The 19,724-nt window shown below is 35.2% G+C and carries 14 protein-coding genes and 2 rRNA genes; 14 read left to right on the top strand and 2 right to left on the bottom strand.

The features are described from left to right. The first annotated feature begins 4 nt into the window (after window positions 1–4). From LPC11_RS03660 to LPC11_RS03680, 5 genes are all read left to right on the top strand, one after another. Window positions 5–1,084, top strand: coding sequence for an alanine racemase (locus tag LPC11_RS03660; protein WP_107566275.1), 1,080 nt, complete (start codon window positions 5–7; stop codon window positions 1,082–1,084). Window positions 1,085–1,322: 238 nt separating this feature from the next. Further along, window positions 1,323–2,330, top strand: coding sequence for an ABC transporter substrate-binding protein (locus LPC11_RS03665; protein WP_023373433.1), 1,008 nt, complete (start codon window positions 1,323–1,325; stop codon window positions 2,328–2,330). Between the two features lie 11 nt (window positions 2,331–2,341). After that, entirely contained in the window at window positions 2,342–3,373 is a 1,032-nt protein-coding gene (locus LPC11_RS03670; protein ID WP_023373431.1) for a FecCD family ABC transporter permease, read from the top strand. Further along, window positions 3,370–4,335: a FecCD family ABC transporter permease gene (locus LPC11_RS03675; RefSeq protein ID WP_023373429.1), complete on the top strand. Its 966-nt coding sequence runs from the start codon at window positions 3,370–3,372 to the stop codon at window positions 4,333–4,335. Before LPC11_RS03670 ends, LPC11_RS03675 begins: the two co-directional genes overlap by 4 nt. Window positions 4,336–4,616: 281 nt before the next feature. Further along, window positions 4,617–5,987 (top strand): YjiH family protein, encoded by a 1,371-nt coding sequence (locus tag LPC11_RS03680; RefSeq protein WP_023373427.1) that lies wholly within the window; start codon window positions 4,617–4,619, stop codon window positions 5,985–5,987. A gap of 80 nt (window positions 5,988–6,067) precedes the next feature. On the opposite strand, the gene LPC11_RS03685 is transcribed toward LPC11_RS03680, so the two are convergent. After that, window positions 6,068–6,391 carry a heme oxygenase gene (locus tag LPC11_RS03685; protein ID WP_023373425.1) on the bottom strand — a complete coding sequence of 108 codons (324 nt, stop codon included), beginning with the start codon at window positions 6,389–6,391 and terminating at the stop codon, window positions 6,068–6,070. A gap of 160 nt (window positions 6,392–6,551) precedes the next feature. After that, window positions 6,552–6,812 (bottom strand): SunI/YnzG family protein, encoded by a 261-nt coding sequence (locus LPC11_RS03690; RefSeq protein ID WP_002450471.1) that lies wholly within the window; start codon window positions 6,810–6,812, stop codon window positions 6,552–6,554. 197 nt (window positions 6,813–7,009) lie between these two features. Between LPC11_RS03690 and LPC11_RS03695 the strand changes: the two genes are divergently transcribed. From LPC11_RS03695 to LPC11_RS03735, 9 genes are all read left to right on the top strand, one after another. Then, window positions 7,010–7,531: a metal-dependent hydrolase gene (locus tag LPC11_RS03695; RefSeq protein ID WP_023373423.1), complete on the top strand. Its 522-nt coding sequence runs from the start codon at window positions 7,010–7,012 to the stop codon at window positions 7,529–7,531. Window positions 7,532–7,597: 66 nt separating this feature from the next. After that, window positions 7,598–8,785 carry a UTP--glucose-1-phosphate uridylyltransferase gene (locus LPC11_RS03700; RefSeq protein WP_023373422.1) on the top strand — a complete coding sequence of 396 codons (1,188 nt, stop codon included), beginning with the start codon at window positions 7,598–7,600 and terminating at the stop codon, window positions 8,783–8,785. Window positions 8,786–8,803: 18 nt separating this feature from the next. Beyond that, window positions 8,804–9,487 carry a PAQR family membrane homeostasis protein TrhA gene (gene trhA / locus LPC11_RS03705; RefSeq protein ID WP_023373420.1) on the top strand — a complete coding sequence of 228 codons (684 nt, stop codon included), beginning with the start codon at window positions 8,804–8,806 and terminating at the stop codon, window positions 9,485–9,487. A gap of 222 nt (window positions 9,488–9,709) precedes the next feature. Further along, complete coding sequence (sdrM, locus tag LPC11_RS03710) at window positions 9,710–11,047, top strand: multidrug efflux MFS transporter SdrM (protein WP_023373418.1); 1,338 nt, start codon at window positions 9,710–9,712, stop codon at window positions 11,045–11,047. Window positions 11,048–11,167: 120 nt separating this feature from the next. Beyond that, window positions 11,168–11,635 (top strand): SepA family multidrug efflux transporter, encoded by a 468-nt coding sequence (locus LPC11_RS03715; RefSeq protein WP_023373416.1) that lies wholly within the window; start codon window positions 11,168–11,170, stop codon window positions 11,633–11,635. A gap of 75 nt (window positions 11,636–11,710) precedes the next feature. Beyond that, entirely contained in the window at window positions 11,711–13,153 is a 1,443-nt protein-coding gene (locus tag LPC11_RS03720; protein WP_023373414.1) for an MDR family MFS transporter, read from the top strand. Window positions 13,154–13,299: 146 nt separating this feature from the next. Further along, window positions 13,300–14,364: an Mrp/NBP35 family ATP-binding protein gene (locus LPC11_RS03725; protein WP_023373412.1), complete on the top strand. Its 1,065-nt coding sequence runs from the start codon at window positions 13,300–13,302 to the stop codon at window positions 14,362–14,364. A 439-nt stretch (window positions 14,365–14,803) separates the two neighbouring features. After that, window positions 14,804–16,356, top strand: a 16S ribosomal RNA gene (locus tag LPC11_RS03730). 380 nt (window positions 16,357–16,736) lie between these two features. Continuing rightward, window positions 16,737–19,658 (top strand): 23S ribosomal RNA (locus tag LPC11_RS03735). Together the 16S and 23S rRNA genes form the textbook arrangement of a ribosomal RNA operon. Window positions 19,659–19,724 lie beyond the last annotated feature (66 nt).

The raw sequence follows: 19,724 nt of genomic DNA on the forward strand, positions 1-19,724 counted from the left end.
GTACATGGCAAATATAAATATAAATTTATCCAAAATACAATACAATGCCAAAGTACTTCAAACTATTTTAGATGCTAAACACATACAATTTACACCTGTTATTAAATCTATCGCAGGAGACCGACAAATTGTTCAAAAATTAATTGAATTAGGTATCACACATTTTGCAGATTCACGATTAGAGAATATAAGACAATTAACTGATTTTGATTGTTCATTCACGATATTACGATCAACACAATTATCACAGTTAGATAATATGATTAAAGATACACAAATCAGTATTCAAACCGAATTAAATACAATTATTGAACTGAATCGTATAGCGCAATATTTAAATATAAAACATCAAGTGATATTAATGGTTGATTGGAAAGACGGTAGAGAAGGTGTTCTAACATACGATGTTGTTAAATATATTGAAACCATATTGAATTTATCCCATATTCAACTTGTTGGTGTGTCATTTAATTTTATGTGCTTTAAATCAGGTTCGCCAATCGAAGATGATGTCTTTATGATTAATAAATTTGTTAGTGCCATCGAGCGAGAAATGGGTTATCGAATGAAAATTGTATCTGGCGGAAACTCAAGTATGCTACCGTTAACGATGTATAATGACTTAGGCAAAATAAATGAATTACGAATTGGTGAAACATTATTTAGAGGCGTCGATACAACTACAGATAAGCCAGTTTCACATTTGTATCAAGATGCGATAGTATTGGAAGCGGAAATATTAGAAATTAAACCGCGTATGAATAGTCATACGAAACAGTCATATTTGCAAGCGATTGTTGATATAGGATACATTGATACAGATACAACTAATATAAGCCCGATAGCCAATGATATCCAAATTATTGGTGCGTCAAGTGATCATTTAATGATCGATTTAAACAATCAAGATCATTATCAAATCGGTAATAAAATACAATTTCAATTGAGTTATGAAGCTTTATCTCGTTCGATGTATAATAAAAATCTAGAAAAAGTATATGTAACTGACACAAAAGTTGAAACGATGATTCATTCTTTTAATCAACCATTTTGTTCAATTCATCATATGAAATCTAATATATAAACAACGGAGCACCTACAACAGTGATCTCATGTAATATTGAGAGTAATGTAAGGTGCTCCTTTTTAATTACTTAGAAAATTAAAATTCAATATTATCATAAAGTCATTCCGTATTATATATGATAAATGTATTCGAAGGACTCAAATTAATTATAAAATTTATAAAAATCATATTGACAATGAGAATAGTTATCAATAAACTATATATGTAAGCATATACATAGTTAAGGAGTGGAAAAATGAAAGGTATCAAATTTTTGAGCATACTCGGCTTAATGTTAGCTTTAGTTTTAGTCACTGCATGTGGAAGCGTAAGTAATAATGGGTCAGACGACTCTAAAAATAAATCAGCGTCTAAAGATGGGGTTGAAATTAAACATGCTGAAGGAACAACAAAAGTTCCTAAACACCCTAAACGTGTGGTCGTTCTTGAATATTCATTTGTAGATGCATTAGCAGCGCTAGATGTTAAACCTGTAGGGGTTGCAGATGATAATAAAAAAGAACGTATTATTAAACCATTAAGAGATAAAATCGGAAATTATACTTCAGTAGGTGCTCGTAAGCAACCAAATTTAGAAGAGATTAGTAAGTTAAAACCAGATTTAATTATTGCTGATAGCAACAGACATAAAGGTATTTATAAAGATTTAAACAAAATTGCACCAACGATCGAACTAAAAAGTTTCGATGGTAACTATGATGATAATATTGATGCCTTCAAAACAATTTCTAAGGCATTAGGTAAAGAAGACGAAGGTAAAAAGCGTCTAAAAGAACATGATAAGAAAATTGCTGAATACAAAAAAGAGATTAAGTTTGATAAAGATGAAAAAGTATTACCAGCTGTAGCAGCAAAATCAAGCTTCTTAGGACATCCTAGTGAATCATATGTTGGACAATTCTTAACACAATTAGGATTTAAAGAAGCATTATCACCAGATGTTACAAAAGGTTTAAGTAAATACTTAAAAGGTCCTTATTTAGAAATGAACTCTGAAACATTGTCTGATGTTAATCCGGGTCGTATGTTTATTATGACTGATAAAGCGAGTCCGGATGAACCAACATTCAAAAAAATGCAAAAAGATCCAGTCTGGAAAAAACTTGACGCTGTTAAAAATGATCGTGTAGACGTTGTAGATCGTGATTTATGGGCTAGAGCTCGTGGATTAATTTCTTCTGAAGAAATGGCGAAAGAATTAGTTGAGATTTCTAAAAAGGATCACAATAAAGACGATAAGTAAGGTGGAAAACTATGACTATGAAGGAACAAAGTAGTCAATCCGCTATATTACAAGCAAAAAGAAAACGCACTACACTCACATATATTGTGAGTGTGTGCTTTCTTTTTATTTGTATTTATTTAAATTTAGCGATTGGTTCTTCTCATATTGAATTTAAAGATATCATTCATTATATTACAGGTCACACTGATACGAAGCAGACATTCTTGATACATAATTCTAGAATGCCACGTATGTTAGCAGGTTTATTAATCGGTGGTGCACTGGCACTTGCAGGTTTATTAATGCAATCTATTACAAGGAATCCATTAGCTTCACCACAAATATTTGGTGTGAATGCTGGTGCTTCTTTTGTTATTGTATTAATAACGGTTCTGATACCATCTTTCGAAAACTATTCCATGATTTTAGCGATGATTGGTGCGTTTATCGGTGGATTAACAGTCTATACACTTTCAGGTTCCACTAAGGCAATGACACCAGTTAAATTAGCTTTAGCAGGTATGGCTGTTCATCTATTCTTCAGTAGTATGACTCAAGGAGTAATATTGTTAAATGAAGATTCCAATTCATCAGTAATGTTTTGGTTAGTAGGTTCACTGTCAGGCGTTAAATGGCCAGAAGTGATTGCTATTACACCATGGTTAGTTGTGGCTATGATAGTTACAATGCTTATGGGACGGCAATTAACAATAATGGAACTAGGCGACGATATTGCTAAAGGATTAGGTCAAAAAATTCAAGTTGTTCGAATGCTCTTAGGATTATTAGTCATTATTTTAGCGGGTTTATCAGTTTCAATCGCAGGTCCAATAGGATTTGTAGGCCTAATCGTACCTCATATTGTAAAACGTTATATCAAAAATAATTATATCTTAATGATTCCGCTCACTATTATTATCGGTGCCGATTTACTATTATTTTCTGATGTTTTATCACGACTTGTCACACATCCTTTTGAATCTCCAGTTGGTATCGTGACTTCTTTCGTAGGTGCATTTTACTTCTTATTTATCACAGTTAAAGGGGTGAAACGCGTATGACAAGAAAGAAGCATATGATTAGATATAGTATTGTTACATTGTTATTAGTCATTAGTGCTATTTTTAGCTTATGTATTGGCTCAGTAATCGTAAATCCTATCGAGGCGATTAAAGGCATCTTCACACATGATAATTTTATTTTAAATGAATATAGAATCCCTAGAACATTATTAGGACTGATTATCGGTAGTAGTTTAGCGATATCTGGGGCAATTATCCAAGGTGTTGTTCGAAATCCACTTGCCTCTCCAGATGTGATAGGTATCTCTAAAGGTGCCAGTTTAGCCGCTGTTATTATCATCATGCTATTTCCAACAGCACCATTAGCGATATTACCTATCGGTTCGTTTTTTGGGGCGTTAATGATAAGTTTAATATTATCTTTTTTAATTTCTAAATTTGATGTTAAAGGTTCTAATTTAGCTTTAATTGGTTTAGCAATTGGGGCAATATGTACAGCGATTGTGCAGTTCTTATTAATTCGCAATCCAATGGACGCTAATAATGCACTTGTTTGGTTAACTGGTAGTTTATACGGTCATAATATTTCAAACTTCTTATCTATATTACCTTGGTTCATTATTACTATTCCGATAATTTTAATGTTGAGCCATCAATTAGATATTCTAGGATTGGGAGATAACGTTGCTGTCGCATTAGGTGCTAGAGTTAAAAGATTAAAAATGGTATTACTCATTTTATCAGTAATGTTAGCTGGTGCTTCTATTTCAGTTGTAGGTGGAATTAGCTTCTTAGGATTGATATCACCACATATCGCAAGACAAATAGTTGGCCATAAAACAATGCATGTCGCAATGATGTCAGGTTTAATCGGAGCGATATTATTAACATTTGGTGATGGTTTAGCGAGAGGTATTCATCCGCCGTTAGATATTCCAGTAGGTGTTATTATTGCCATTATCGGTGCACCTTACTTCTTATTCTTATTAAGAAAGATGTAATAATTAGTTATACGACTAATAGACATTGTATGCATCAAGATACATGATATTGTGTTTCTTGGTGCATTTTCCATGTCACAAAATATTTAAATGAGTAGCTATATATTTATAAAGTTATTTAACTTTTAGCCATTGCACTTTGAATGTAAATCGCGTATAGTATTAAATACTTAATTATTCATAAAAATGTATATATATGAAATAGCATTTTGTAATAAATATAAATGCAATTTGAGTATATATAATTGTATTTTTAAATAGAAAGAAATGGATGACGAAAGATGAATAGATATTCTAAGCAAGAAATCATTAAAGGTCGAATTAAATTTATAACGATGTCACTTATCGGCATTATTTTATTTTTAATTCCTATACCAGTAGAACAAGATGGTAAAAAGCAAACGACGCTACCAGTTGCATTTTTAGCTAATTGGCTAAAAGATATTGTTGGTGGAGCAATGCCTTTTATTATTGTGACGATTATAACTTTATCAGCTATTTTAACACTTATTTGTTCTACGATTTTAAAAGATAAATTAGATCCAAAGGGATTATTATATAATGCATTTAATGTGAATGTAAGTTGGATAATATTAAGAGTTTTAGCAGTTATCTTTGCATGGATGACATTACTTAAAGTTGGACCTAAAATGATATATTCAGAAGATACTGGCGGTCTTGTGTTTTCTAGTTTATTACCAACTTTAGTAGCAGTATTTTTATTTGCGGCTTTATTTTTACCATTACTTATGGAATACGGTTTGTTAGAGTTGTTAGGTCCTTTATTTAGACCTGTCATGCGACCATTGTTTACATTGCCTGGCCGCTCAACAGTAGATAATCTAGCATCTTTTATAGGAGATGGTACTGTTGGTGTATTAATAACTAGTCGTCAATATGAAGAAGGTTTTTATTCAAGAAGGGAAGCAACGGTGATATCAACTACTTTTAGTGTGGTATCTATTACCTTTGCAATTATTATTGCAGATACTGTTAAAATGCAAGATCAATTTTTCTTATTCTATTTAAGTGTTATTATTTCATGTTTAATCGCGGCGATTATCATGCCAAGAATATGGCCATTGAATAAGATACCAGATGAATATGCGAAAGAAGTATCGAGTGATGCAAGAACAGAGCAACTGCCTGAAGGTAAAACAGCAATTGGTCATGGATTTGATATGGCTACAGAAGTAGGAATTAAAGCGCCAGGTGTAAAAGACTTTTTTAAAGCTGGATTAAAAACAGTCGTAGATATGTGGTTTGTTATATTACCTGTAGTGATGAGTATTGGTACGATTGCTACTATTATTGCAAACTATACGCCAATCTTTGAATTAATTGGTAAACCATTCGTTCCGTTTTTACAATTATTGCAAATACCTGAAGCTGCCCATGCATCTCAAACTATTTTAATTGGCTTTGCAGATATGTTTTTACCATCTATATTAATTGAAAGTGCACATAGTGAATTAACTCGATTTGTTATTGGTGCATTGAGTATTACCCAATTAATATATTTATCAGAAGTAGGCGGCGTCATTTTAGGTTCAAAAATACCAGTTAATATTGGTAAACTATTCGTTATTTTCTTAATCAGAACAATAATTACATTGCCTATTATTACTTTAATCGCACATCTATTTTTATAATATAAAAGCCAAGATGCCATATTTGTTACTTTAACAAATACTCATCTTGGCTTTTTTCTATTCTAACTAAATTAATAATGTTATGGATTTAACACAGATAGTACATTTGCTTTTACGATTTGGTTTTTAATAACTGGAGATGACTCATCACTTTTTGAATCTTTAGGTCGTTGATGTGCCTCTTTAAATGCATCGCTTTTTACCCAGTTATTGAAATCATCTTCAGTTTCCCACCATGTATTAACGTACATATCCTCGGTGTCATCGTCTTCGTTATTGACTTGCCAAACTTCGATTTTATTAAATCCTTTTAACGATTCAATCTTTCCACCTTGTGTGAATCTTGGTGCCATTTTTTCTGCGAAACCTTGTTTAACAGTAATGCGATTTGTAACAACAAACATTAAAATCACTCCTTATATATATTTAAATTATTCGTCATTTGTTATCTAATTAAATTATAGTCCTTCATTAGTACTATTAAAAATAAAAAGAGACAATGAGTATTGCACTTATTAGCAATATCATTGTCTCTAAGTTTATGGAAACTCTATTTAAAAAAGATTATTTCGTTAATTCGTTGTATACTTTTTGATCATTTTGAGTATAAATAATGTATTCATGGTCATCTGTATCGATAATAACGCGATTTGTTTTACCGAATGTAGAACCGATTCTAGAAACTTCTCTACCTTCAACGTTAGGTACTGCGTGAATATCTTGGTCTTGAGAGATATTTTTAATTTCATTTGTTGGAATTTTAATATCTGCTACTCTCCATTGAATTCTAACCTCATTATTATCTTTTTTTACTGTCATTGCCATGATTCAATACACATCCTTTAATTAATTTTGTAAGTATATCATAAATCATTTTGTAACCGTTTTCAAGATATAATGTGATACTTATTAAAATTAAGTCATACTAATTAATATTTAATGTTAAATTTTTGGAGACCGAAAACATGTTCGTATAAACAAGAAGAATATGATAAAATATTGCTATTAAAGGAGAGGTAATTATGACTGGAAAGACACATGCATCATGTGGTTTATTAGTTGGCGCTCTAACAACTCAATATTTTCATACAGATTTATTTTCATCAGTGACAGTTATTGTATTGTCGGTTATTTCTAGTTTATTACCTGATATTTGTCATACCCAAAGTAAAATAGGTAGGAAATTTAAAATACTTAGTTTTTTAATTCGACTTTTATTTGGTCATCGGACATTTACCCATTCATTGCTATTTATAGGAATCATCGGATTTTTACTTCATATCATAGATACACCCATATATTATGAAGTAGCAATTATCATAGGATTGATTTCACATGTTATACTAGATATGGTAACACCTAAAGGGGTTAAATTATTGTATCCATTGCCAATAACAATTAAAACGCCATTGAATTTTAAAACAGGTGGACTTGTAGATTTATCACTTGCAACTGCTTTAACAGTTGGAGCTATTTATGTGTTTTTTCAAAGTGAAGTAAATGATATCATACATCATTGGGGATACATATTTACGCAATATTAAAAACAATATACATAAATTTGAACTTACAATCGAGTGAAATAATAATTTACATAAGGAGACAAATTGATGTTAGAGAAAAATAAATTAGAGAAATTTAATCAACAGCATTTATACGAATATGAAAAATTGATGAGTAGTAATGAAAAGCAAGCGCTTGAAGATAAACTTGAATCATTAGATTTAGAAGAAATTCAAGAAATGTATAAAAACTTATATGTTAATAGACAAACAATTGATGATACATCAGATGTTTCGGAAGTTAAATATACTGTAAAGTCTGAACTTGACGAACAATTGAAAGATGAATATAGAAATCAAGGTATTGAAGCAATCAGAAATGGCCAATTTGCAGTAGTATTAATGGCTGGTGGTCAAGGGACTAGACTAGGATATTCAGGTCCAAAAGGATCATTTGAAATAGAAGGCGTGAGTTTGTTTGAATTACAAGCGCGCCAATTGATGGCATTAAAGAAAGAAACAGGACATACCATGGATTGGTATATCATGACTAGTGATACCAATCATGAAGCTACTTTAGCTTATTTTGAACAACAACAATATTTTAATTATGATATAGATAAAATACATTTCTTTAAACAAGATAATATCGTTGCATTAAGTGAAGAAGGGCAACTTGTATTAAATGAAGCGGGTCATATTATGGAGACACCAAACGGTAATGGTGGTATCTTTAAATCACTTAAAAAAGCTGGCTATCTTGATAAAATGAAACAAGATAATGTTAAATATATATTTTTAAATAATATTGATAATGTATTAGTTAAAGTTTTAGATCCTATGTTTGCAGGATTTACAGTTTTAAACAATAAAGATATTACGTCTAAGACAATACAACCTAAGAAAGGTGAAAGTGTCGGTAGACTTGTAAATAAAGATAGCAAAGATACAGTTCTTGAGTATTCCGAACTTGATCCTAATGTTGCAAATCAATTTGATAATGCAAACATTGGTATCCATACATTTAAATTAGGATTTATTATGAGTGCGGTTGATAGAGAATTACCTTATCACTTAGCAATTAAAAATTTAAAACAACTAGATGAAGATTTTGGAGTAGTTGAACGACCATCACTTAAATTCGAGTTATTCTATTTTGATATTTTCCGTTATGGTACTAGCTTTATTACGCTACAAGTGCCGAGAGAAGAAGAGTTTTCACCATTAAAAAATAAAGAAGGAAAAGACAGTGTAGAAACAGCAACAGCGGATTTGAAACGAATGGGAATGATTTAAACTAAGGTGGTCCAGAGTATGTCAAACACAGAACAACATATTGAATCAAATCATAGTTCTTTTAAAGATATCATGCCCTTGTCATTTGGAGAAGAAATTGGTAACACTGTCACGCATGGTTTTGCATCATTGTGTACAATGATTATATTACCATACGCTGCAGTGCATAGTTTTAATAAGGGTGGCACGTTATTATCGACAAGTATTTCAATATTTGTCATAAGTATATTTTTAATGTTCATATCATCAACCGTCTATCATGCAATGGCGAATCATACAGTACAAAAATATGTATTGCGAATTATAGATCATAGTATGATATATGTTGCAATATCAGGTACATATACACCAATTCTATTAAATGTAGTTGGTGGTTGGTTAGGTTGGACTGTGTTTATTCTCTTGTGGGGGACAACTGTGTGGGGAATTTTGTATAAGTCAATCGCCACTCATGTCAACCATAAACTAAGTTTAATAGTATATTTAGTTATGGGGTGGGTAGGTGTTATATTTGCACCTATTATAATCTTAAGAACATCATGGTTATTTATACTATTTATTGTACTAGGTGGTCTATCATATACAATTGGTGCTTGGTTTTATGCACAAAAAAACCGACCATATTTTCATATGATTTGGCATATATTTATTTTAATAGCTTCATTTTTCCATTTAATAGGCATACTATTTTTTATGTCGTAAGTGAAAAACTAAAGGTAGCTAGGGATTTTACAATCATATCTCTAGTTACCTTTTTTATAAAATAATTAGCTATCATTTAAATAAAGCATTTATTTACATTTAGGAAGATGAGATAAAACATGTCTAAATGAAAAAAGTCATACTAATTAATGATTGTTTTATTAAATAAAAATCTATAATATAGTTTGAGTTGTAATAAAAATTAAGTTGGAGGACAACTAAATGAGATTAAAATCGATGATAACGGTATTAGCGTTAATTTTGATAATGTTTATGGCTGCGATTGAAGCGTCAATTATTTCACTAGCAATGCCGACCATTCGTCAAGATTTAAATGCAGGAAGCTTTATTTCTTTAGTATTTACAGCATATTTTATTGCTTTAGTTATAGCAAACCCGATAGTTGGGGAACTGATGTCGCGATTTAAAATTATATATATCGCTATCACAGGGTTGGTTTTATTTGCAATTGGTAGTTTTATGTCAGGTACAAGTGAAACATTTACAATGCTTATTATATCTAGAGTCATTCAAGGATTTGGCGCTGGTGTAATGATGTCGTTATCACAAATTGTTCCTAAACTTGCCTTTGAAATCCCATTAAGATATAAAATTATGGGCATTGTAGGAAGTGTTTGGGGTGTATCAAGTATTATAGGTCCACTTTTAGGTGGAGGTATTCTTGAAATTGCAACTTGGCATTGGCTATTCTTCATTAATATTCCAATTGCCATTATTGCGATCATATTAGTAATTTTTACATTCCATTTTCCAGAGGAAGAAGTCGTTTCTAAAACAAACTTTGATGTAAGAGGTTTAAGTTTATTTTATGTATTTATTGGTTTATTAATGTTTAGTTTGCTTAATCAGGAACAACTTCTATTGAATGTTTTATCACTATTACTTGCATTATTAGTAGGGTATATTTTATATAAAGTTGAAAAAACAACTGATCATCCTTTTTTACCAGTAGTAGAATTTAACAAATCCATTGCATTAGTATTTATTACAGATTTACTAATTGCCATTTGTTTAATGGGCTTTAATTTATATATTCCTGTATATCTACAAGAACAATTAGGTTTATCACCTCTTCAAAGTGGTTTTGTTATTTTTCCATTATCTGTAGCATGGATAATCTTAAACTTTAACCTAGCTAAATTAGAAGCAAAATTTTCTAGAAAAGCATTGTATATTGGGGCGTTTACTTTCCTAATCATTGGAAGTGTCATTATTATTTTCGGTATGAAAACTCCTTTACTTATAGCGTTTAGCGTTATTCTTGCTGGATTAAGTTTTGGATTTGTATATACAAAAGATAGTGTTATTGTTCAAGAGGAAACATCTCCACATCAAATGAAAAAAATGATGTCATTTTATGCGTTGACTAAAAACTTAGGGTCTTCAATTGGATCAACTGTGATGGGTTATATGTATGCTATGAAAGCAGGTTGGTTCGGTAGCAATTTGCATAATGTATTAGGCTTAGCAATTGTTATTGTAATTGTATTAGTTGTAATGTGGAGTTTCATTTATAAAAACAAACCAGTGAATGACTAATAAAACTTTACAAATCGTTTTGAACGCCTACTTTTATTGTGGGCGTTTTTATAATTTTATAAGGTCATCGATTAATGGTAAAATACTTTATGTATTTAAAATAGAAGGAGGATAAGTGTAATGAAGTTTTTTAGAAATAAGATGTATAATTTAATATCTACACTTATTGTTCTTACTATTTTTATTATTTCAGGAACGATTTTTTTGATGTTTTTAGGGTTTGGATTATATGGTTTAAGTAGAATTTTAATATATTTTAAATTAGGTTATTTTGGCTATAATAAAAGCTTTTACGACAATATTTTCTATTATGGAAGTTATATTGTTTTAGGATATTTCACTTTATTCGCAGTTGAACATCTTATGGATTACTTTAGAAAACGTTTGCCACAAAACCCATATTTCCAAGGAATAACTTATCATTTAATAAGTTATTCTGTTACGACAATATTGTTTTATTTCATAATACATGTCCACTACACATATATAGATATTAAGTTTTGGGTGATTATGGTAATTGTAGGATTCTTATATATTTGTAAAGAAATTTTCTATCCAGATAGCACAAATTTAAATAACAGAAAGTAATGAGCACTAAATTTGAATCATTTTTCATAATTTGTTTGAATAAAGTACTATTATCAAATAAAGGAGATTATGTTCATGAGCAATATAGAAATTAGTAAAAGACGAAGGAATTTAATTGTTTCTGTAATGCTAATTAGTGCTTTTGTAGCTATTTTAAATCAAACATTATTGAATACAGCTTTACCTCATATTATGAGAGAGTTAAAAATAGATGAAAGTACATCACAGTGGTTGATAACGGGATTTATGTTAGTTAATGGTGTTATGATTCCGCTAACTGCTTATTTAATGGACCGTGTTAAAACGAGACCTTTATATTTATCTGCAATGGGGACCTTTTTAATTGGGTCGATTGTAGCTGCCATAGCACCTAATTTTGGTGTGTTAATGAGTGCGAGAGTGATTCAAGCTATGGGTGCTGGTGTATTAATGCCTCTTATGCAATTTACATTGTTTACTCTATTTTCTAGGGAAAGACGTGGATTTGCAATGGGATTGGCTGGTTTAGTGATTCAATTTGCACCAGCGATTGGTCCTACATTCACAGGTTTAATTATTGACCATGTTAGTTGGAGGGTGCCATTCATAATCATTGTTGGTATCGCATTAATTGCACTCATCTTTGGTTTTATTTTTATTTCAAGCTATAATGAAACTAAGCAAACTAAGCTTGACAAACGGTCTATATTATATTCAACAATTGGATTCGGCATGATGTTATATGCATTCAGTAGCGCGGGTAGTTTAGGCTTCGGTAATCCAATTATCATAGGTACATTAATTGTAAGTCTGATAATTATATTAATATTTGTCAGAAGACAATTAACAATATCTAATCCATTACTTAATTTAAAAGTATTTAAGACGAGAACTTTTTGTTTTAGTACGATAACTTCAATGATAGTAATGATGTCTATGGTTGGACCAGCGTTATTAATTCCATTATATGTACAAAACGCTTTAGCTCTTTCTGCATTATTATCAGGTTTAGTTATCATGCCTGGCGCAATAATTAACGGATTAATGTCTGTGTTTACTGGTAGTTTTTATGATAAATACGGTCCAAGACCACTTATTATTTCCGGGTTTACTATCTTAACAATATGCACATTTTTATTATGTTTCTTAAAAGCAGATACATCTTATATGTATTTAATTATTATATATGCGATAAGAATGTTTGCAGTTTCTTTATTAATGATGCCAATTAATACAGCTGGTATTAATGCGTTAGAAAATAAAAACATTTCCCATGGTACAGCCATTATGAACTTTGGACGAGTTATGGCTGGATCATTAGGAACAGCTTTAATGGTTACATTTATGAGTATGGGATCAAAATGGTTAGGATCTACAATAGCTACATCAGGAAGTAAAGAAATGATACAACGACAAACCGTTGCTGCAGGTGTAGATGTGTCATTTGCATTAGTTACATTATTTGTAGTTGTTGCATTTAGTTTCGCATTATTCATAAAAGAACCTAGAAATAAGAATAAAAATATTAGAGAAGTATAAATATAATTAATTCTTAGAAGTTAGCTATTTATTTAAAGCTAACTTCTTTTTTTATTACATAAAAAGTCTTATACTAAAAAAGATAGACTAGGTAATAGCACACTTTGGTTATTTAGTTGAGACAATATAAATAAGGGGGATTTACTTTGTTAACGGTAAATCAAGTCAAAGAATTAGTTGGAGAAATAAAAGATCCAATTATTGATGTTCCTTTAAAAGAAACTGATGGAATAGTTGATGTTTCTATTAAAGAAGAAATTGAACATGTAAGCGTTAAAATTGCTATGGCACAATTAGGTGGGCAACCTCAACTAGACTTACAAATGACTGTAGTTAAAACGCTTAAAGAAAATGGTGCAAAAACAGTAGGCATCAGATTTGAAGAATTACCTGAAGGTACAGTTGAACAATATAGAGGTAAAGGCACTGAAAAGCCTAAAACAATAGAGGGATTATTATCAAAAAATAATCCTGTTGAATTTATTGCAATTGCATCAGGTAAAGGTGGCGTTGGTAAATCAACTGTTGCAGTTAATCTAGCAGTTGCTTTAGCTAGAGAAGGGAAAAAAGTAGGACTAGTAGATGCTGACATTTACGGATTTAGTGTACCCGATATGATGGGTATAGATGAAAAACCTGGCATAGAAGGAAAAGAAGTTATTCCAGTTGAAAGATATGGTGTTAAAGTGATTTCTATGGCATTCTTTGTTGAAGAAAATGCACCAGTCATTTGGAGAGGACCAATGTTAGGTAAAATGCTCACTAACTTTTTTACTGAAGTAAAATGGGGGGATTTAGATTACTTATTATTAGATTTACCTCCAGGTACAGGTGATGTTGCACTAGATGTGCATTCAATGCTTCCTTCTAGTAAAGAAATTATTGTCACTACACCTCATCCAACTGCAGCATTTGTCGCTGCGAGAGCAGGTGCTATGGCTAAACATACAGATCACTCAATTTTAGGTGTAATTGAAAACATGAGTTATTTCGAAAGTAAAGAGACAGGTAATAAGGAGTATGTGTTTGGTAAAGGTGGCGGAACAAAATTAGCAGATGAGTTAGAAACTCAATTATTCGGCGAATTGCCATTAGAACAACCAACATGGAACCCTACAGACTTTTCTCCGTCCATCTATCAACTTGAAGATAGATTAGGTAAAATCTATCAGACAATTGCTCAAAAAGTAATCGCAACTACACAAAAGTAACAAAAAGTTATTTGGCGTATAAAATTAACTTTAATTTTATACGCTTTTTCTATTGCATTTTAGAAAAATCCTGTTAGAATAATTTCTTGTGAGTTATTCAACTCGAAAATATCAATTTAAAAAAGTTTAATTTCATTATTGACTTCAAAAGATAAAATTGATATTATATAAAAGTCATCAAAAACGACACGTTAAGTTTAATAATTCTTTGTTAAGAAAGTGTAAAACTTACTATTGCAAAGAGGAAATAAATCTATTAAAATTATCAAAGTAATCTTAATTAAATATTGACTTCGAGTTAAAGAAGTTATATAATGATGAAGATTGTATCAAATGAACATTGAAAACTGAATGACAATATGTCAACGTTAATTCCAATAATGTAACGAAAGTTACAACAATTAATTTAGTTTTATGAGCTAATCAAACATCATAATTTTTTATGGAGAGTTTGATCCTGGCTCAGGATGAACGCTGGCGGCGTGCCTAATACATGCAAGTCGAGCGAACAGATAAGGAGCTTGCTCCTTTGACGTTAGCGGCGGACGGGTGAGTAACACGTGGATAACCTACCTATAAGACTGGGATAACTTCGGGAAACCGGAGCTAATACCGGATAACATATTGAACCGCATGGTTCAATAGTGAAAGGCGGCTTTGCTGTCACTTATAGATGGATCCGCGCCGTATTAGCTAGTTGGTAAGGTAACGGCTTACCAAGGCAACGATACGTAGCCGACCTGAGAGGGTGATCGGCCACACTGGAACTGAGACACGGTCCAGACTCCTACGGGAGGCAGCAGTAGGGAATCTTCCGCAATGGGCGAAAGCCTGACGGAGCAACGCCGCGTGAGTGATGAAGGTCTTCGGATCGTAAAACTCTGTTATCAGGGAAGAACAAATGTGTAAGTAACTGTGCACATCTTGACGGTACCTGATCAGAAAGCCACGGCTAACTACGTGCCAGCAGCCGCGGTAATACGTAGGTGGCAAGCGTTATCCGGAATTATTGGGCGTAAAGCGCGCGTAGGCGGTTTTTTAAGTCTGATGTGAAAGCCCACGGCTCAACCGTGGAGGGTCATTGGAAACTGGAAAACTTGAGTGCAGAAGAGGAAAGTGGAATTCCATGTGTAGCGGTGAAATGCGCAGAGATATGGAGGAACACCAGTGGCGAAGGCGACTTTCTGGTCTGTAACTGACGCTGATGTGCGAAAGCGTGGGGATCAAACAGGATTAGATACCCTGGTAGTCCACGCCGTAAACGATGAGTGCTAAGTGTTAGGGGGTTTCCGCCCCTTAGTGCTGCAGCTAACGCATTAAGCACTCCGCCTGGGGAGTACGACCGCAAGGTTGAAACTCAAAGGAATTGACGGGGACCCGCACAAGCGGTGGAGCATGTGGTTTAATTCGAAGCAACGCGAAGAACCTTACCAAATCTTGACATCCTTTGACCGCTCTAGAGATAGAGTCTTCCCCTTCGGGGGACAAAGTGACAGGTGGTGCATGGTTGTCGTCAGCTCGTGTCGTGAGATGTTGGGTTAAGTCCCGCAACGAGCGCAACCCTTAAGCTTAGTTGCCATCATTAAGTTGGGCACTCTAAGTTGACTGCCGGTGACAAACCGGAGGAAGGTGGGGATGACGTCAAATCATCATGCCCCTTATGATTTGGGCTACACACGTGCTACAATGGACAATACAAAGGGCAGCTAAACCGCGAGGTCAAGCAAATCCCATAAAGTTGTTCTCAGTTCGGATTGTAGTCTGCAACTCGACTACATGAAGCTGGAATCGCTAGTAATCGTAGATCAGCATGCTACGGTGAATACGTTCCCGGGTCTTGTACACACCGCCCGTCACACCACGAGAGTTTGTAACACCCGAAGCCGGTGGAGTAACCATTTATGGAGCTAGCCGTCGAAGGTGGGACAAATGATTGGGGTGAAGTCGTAACAAGGTAGCCGTATCGGAAGGTGCGGCTGGATCACCTCCTTTCTAAGGATATATTCGGAACATCTTCGTAGAAGATGAAGGAATAACATTGACATATTGTATTCAGTTTTGAATGTTTATATAACATTCAACATATCTTCTTTTTCAAAGAAAGCGATTCGCAGACAATGCGTTGAGTTACTTTAAAGCGGAGTTTACTAGAGTAAATGAGTATTTAAAGTAATGATAACAAAGCAGTATGCAAACGCTTGACTGGAAATAGAACTTGTACATTGAAAACTAGATAAGTAAGTAAAATAGATTTTACCAAGCAAAACCGAGTGAATTAGAGTTTTAAAGCTTGAATTCATAAGAAATAATCGCTAGTGTTCGAAAGAACACTCACAAGATTAATAACGCGTTTCCTGTAGGATGGAAACATAGATTAAGTTATTAAGGGCGCACGGTGGATGCCTTGGCACTAGAAGCCGATGAAGGACGTTACTAACGACGATATGCTTTGGGGAGCTGTAAGTAAGCGTTGATCCAGAGATTTCCGAATGGGGAAACCCAGCATGAGTTATGTCATGTTATCGATATGTGAATACATAGCATATCAGAAGGCAGACCCGGAGAACTGAAACATCTTAGTACCCGGAGGAAGAGAAAGAAAAATCGATTCCCTGAGTAGCGGCGAGCGAAACGGGAAGAGCCCAAACCAACAAGCTTGCTTGTTGGGGTTGTAGGACACTCTATACGGAGTTACAAAAGTATATATTAGACGAATCATCTGGAAAGTTGAATCAAAGAAGGTAATAATCCTGTAGTCGAAAATATATACTCTCTTGAGTGGATCCTGAGTACGACGGAGCACGTGAAATTCCGTCGGAATCTGGGAGGACCATCTCCTAAGGCTAAATACTCTCTAGTGACCGATAGTGAACCAGTACCGTGAGGGAAAGGTGAAAAGTACCCCGGAAGGGGAGTGAAAGAGAACTTGAAACCGTGTGCTTACAAGTAGTCAGAGCCCGTTAATGGGTGATGGCGTGCCTTTTGTAGAATGAACCGGCGAGTTACGATTTGATGCAAGGTTAAGCAGCTAATGTGGAGCCGTAGCGAAAGCGAGTCTGAATAGGGCGTTTAGTATTTGGTCGTAGACCCGAAACCAGGTGATCTACCCTTGGTCAGGTTGAAGTTCAGGTAACACTGAATGGAGGACCGAACCGACTTACGTTGAAAAGTGAGCGGATGAACTGAGGGTAGCGGAGAAATTCCAATCGAACTTGGAGATAGCTGGTTCTCTCCGAAATAGCTTTAGGGCTAGCCTCAAGTGATGATTATTGGAGGTAGAGCACTGTTTGGACGAGGGGCCCTTCTCGGGTTACCGAATTCAGACAAACTCCGAATGCCAATCAATTTAACTTGGGAGTCAGAACATGGGTGATAAGGTCCGTGTTCGAAAGGGAAACAGCCCAGACCACCAGCTAAGGTCCCAAAATATATGTTAAGTGGAAAAGGATGTGGCGTTGCCCAGACAACTAGGATGTTGGCTTAGAAGCAGCCATCATTTAAAGAGTGCGTAATAGCTCACTAGTCGAGTGACACTGCGCCGAAAATGTACCGGGGCTAAACATATTACCGAAGCTGTGGATTGTCCGTAGGACAATGGTAGGAGAGCGTTCTAAGGGCGTCGAAGCATGATCGCAAGGACATGTGGAGCGCTTAGAAGTGAGAATGCCGGTGTGAGTAGCGAAAGACGGGTGAGAATCCCGTCCACCGATTGACTAAGGTTTCCAGAGGAAGGCTCGTCCGCTCTGGGTTAGTCGGGTCCTAAGCTGAGGCCGACAGGCGTAGGCGATGGATAACAGGTTGATATTCCTGTACCACCTAGTATCGTTTTAATCGATGGGGGGACGCAGTAGGATAGGCGAAGCGTGCTATTGGATTGCACGTCCAAGCAGTAAGACTGAGTGTTAGGCAAATCCGGCACTCATAAGGTCAAGCTGTGATGGGGAGAGGAAATTGTTTCCTCGAGTCGTTGATTTCACACTGCCAAGAAAAGCCTCTAGATAGATAACAGGTGCCCGTACCGCAAACCGACACAGGTAGTCAAGATGAGAATTCTAAGGTGAGCGAGCGAACTCTCGTTAAGGAACTCGGCAAAATGACCCCGTAACTTCGGGAGAAGGGGTGCTCTTTAGGGTTAACGCCCAGAAGAGCCGCAGTGAATAGGCCCAAGCGACTGTTTATCAAAAACACAGGTCTCTGCTAAACCGTAAGGTGATGTATAGGGGCTGACGCCTGCCCGGTGCTGGAAGGTTAAGAGGAGTAGTTAGCTTCTGCGAAGCTACGAATCGAAGCCCCAGTAAACGGCGGCCGTAACTATAACGGTCCTAAGGTAGCGAAATTCCTTGTCGGGTAAGTTCCGACCCGCACGAAAGGCGTAACGATTTGGGCACTGTCTCAACGAGAGACTCGGTGAAATCATAGTACCTGTGAAGATGCAGGTTACCCGCGACAGGACGGAAAGACCCCGTGGAGCTTTACTGTAGCCTGATATTGAAATTCGGCACAGCTTGTACAGGATAGGTAGGAGCCTTTGAAACGTGAGCGCTAGCTTACGTGGAGGCATTGGTGGGATACTACCCTAGCTGTGTTGGCTTTCTAACCCGCACCACTTATCGTGGTGGGAGACAGTGTCAGGTGGGCAGTTTGACTGGGGCGGTCGCCTCCTAAAAGGTAACGGAGGCGCTCAAAGGTTCCCTCAGAATGGTTGGAAATCATTCATAGAGTGTAAAGGCATAAGGGAGCTTGACTGCGAGACTTACAAGTCGAGCAGGGTCGAAAGACGGACTTAGTGATCCGGTGGTTCCGCATGGAAGGGCCATCGCTCAACGGATAAAAGCTACCCCGGGGATAACAGGCTTATCTCCCCCAAGAGTTCACATCGACGGGGAGGTTTGGCACCTCGATGTCGGCTCATCGCATCCTGGGGCTGTAGTCGGTCCCAAGGGTTGGGCTGTTCGCCCATTAAAGCGGTACGCGAGCTGGGTTCAGAACGTCGTGAGACAGTTCGGTCCCTATCCGTCGTGGGCGTAGGAAATTTGAGAGGAGCTGTCCTTAGTACGAGAGGACCGGGATGGACATACCTCTGGTGTACCAGTTGTCGTGCCAACGGCATAGCTGGGTAGCTATGTATGGACGGGATAAGTGCTGAAAGCATCTAAGCATGAAGCCCCCCTCAAGATGAGATTTCCCAACTTCGGTTATAAGATCCCTCAAAGATGATGAGGTTAATAGGTTCGAGGTGGAAGCGTGGTGACACGTGGAGCTGACGAATACTAATCGATCGAAGACTTAATCAAAATTTATGTTTTGCGACGCAAAATCATTTTACTTACTATCTAGTTTTGAATGTATAATACATTCCA

It is taken from the genome of Staphylococcus sp. HL28, from assembly GCF_021117155.1.
Classification (GTDB): domain Bacteria; phylum Bacillota; class Bacilli; order Staphylococcales; family Staphylococcaceae; genus Staphylococcus; species Staphylococcus warneri.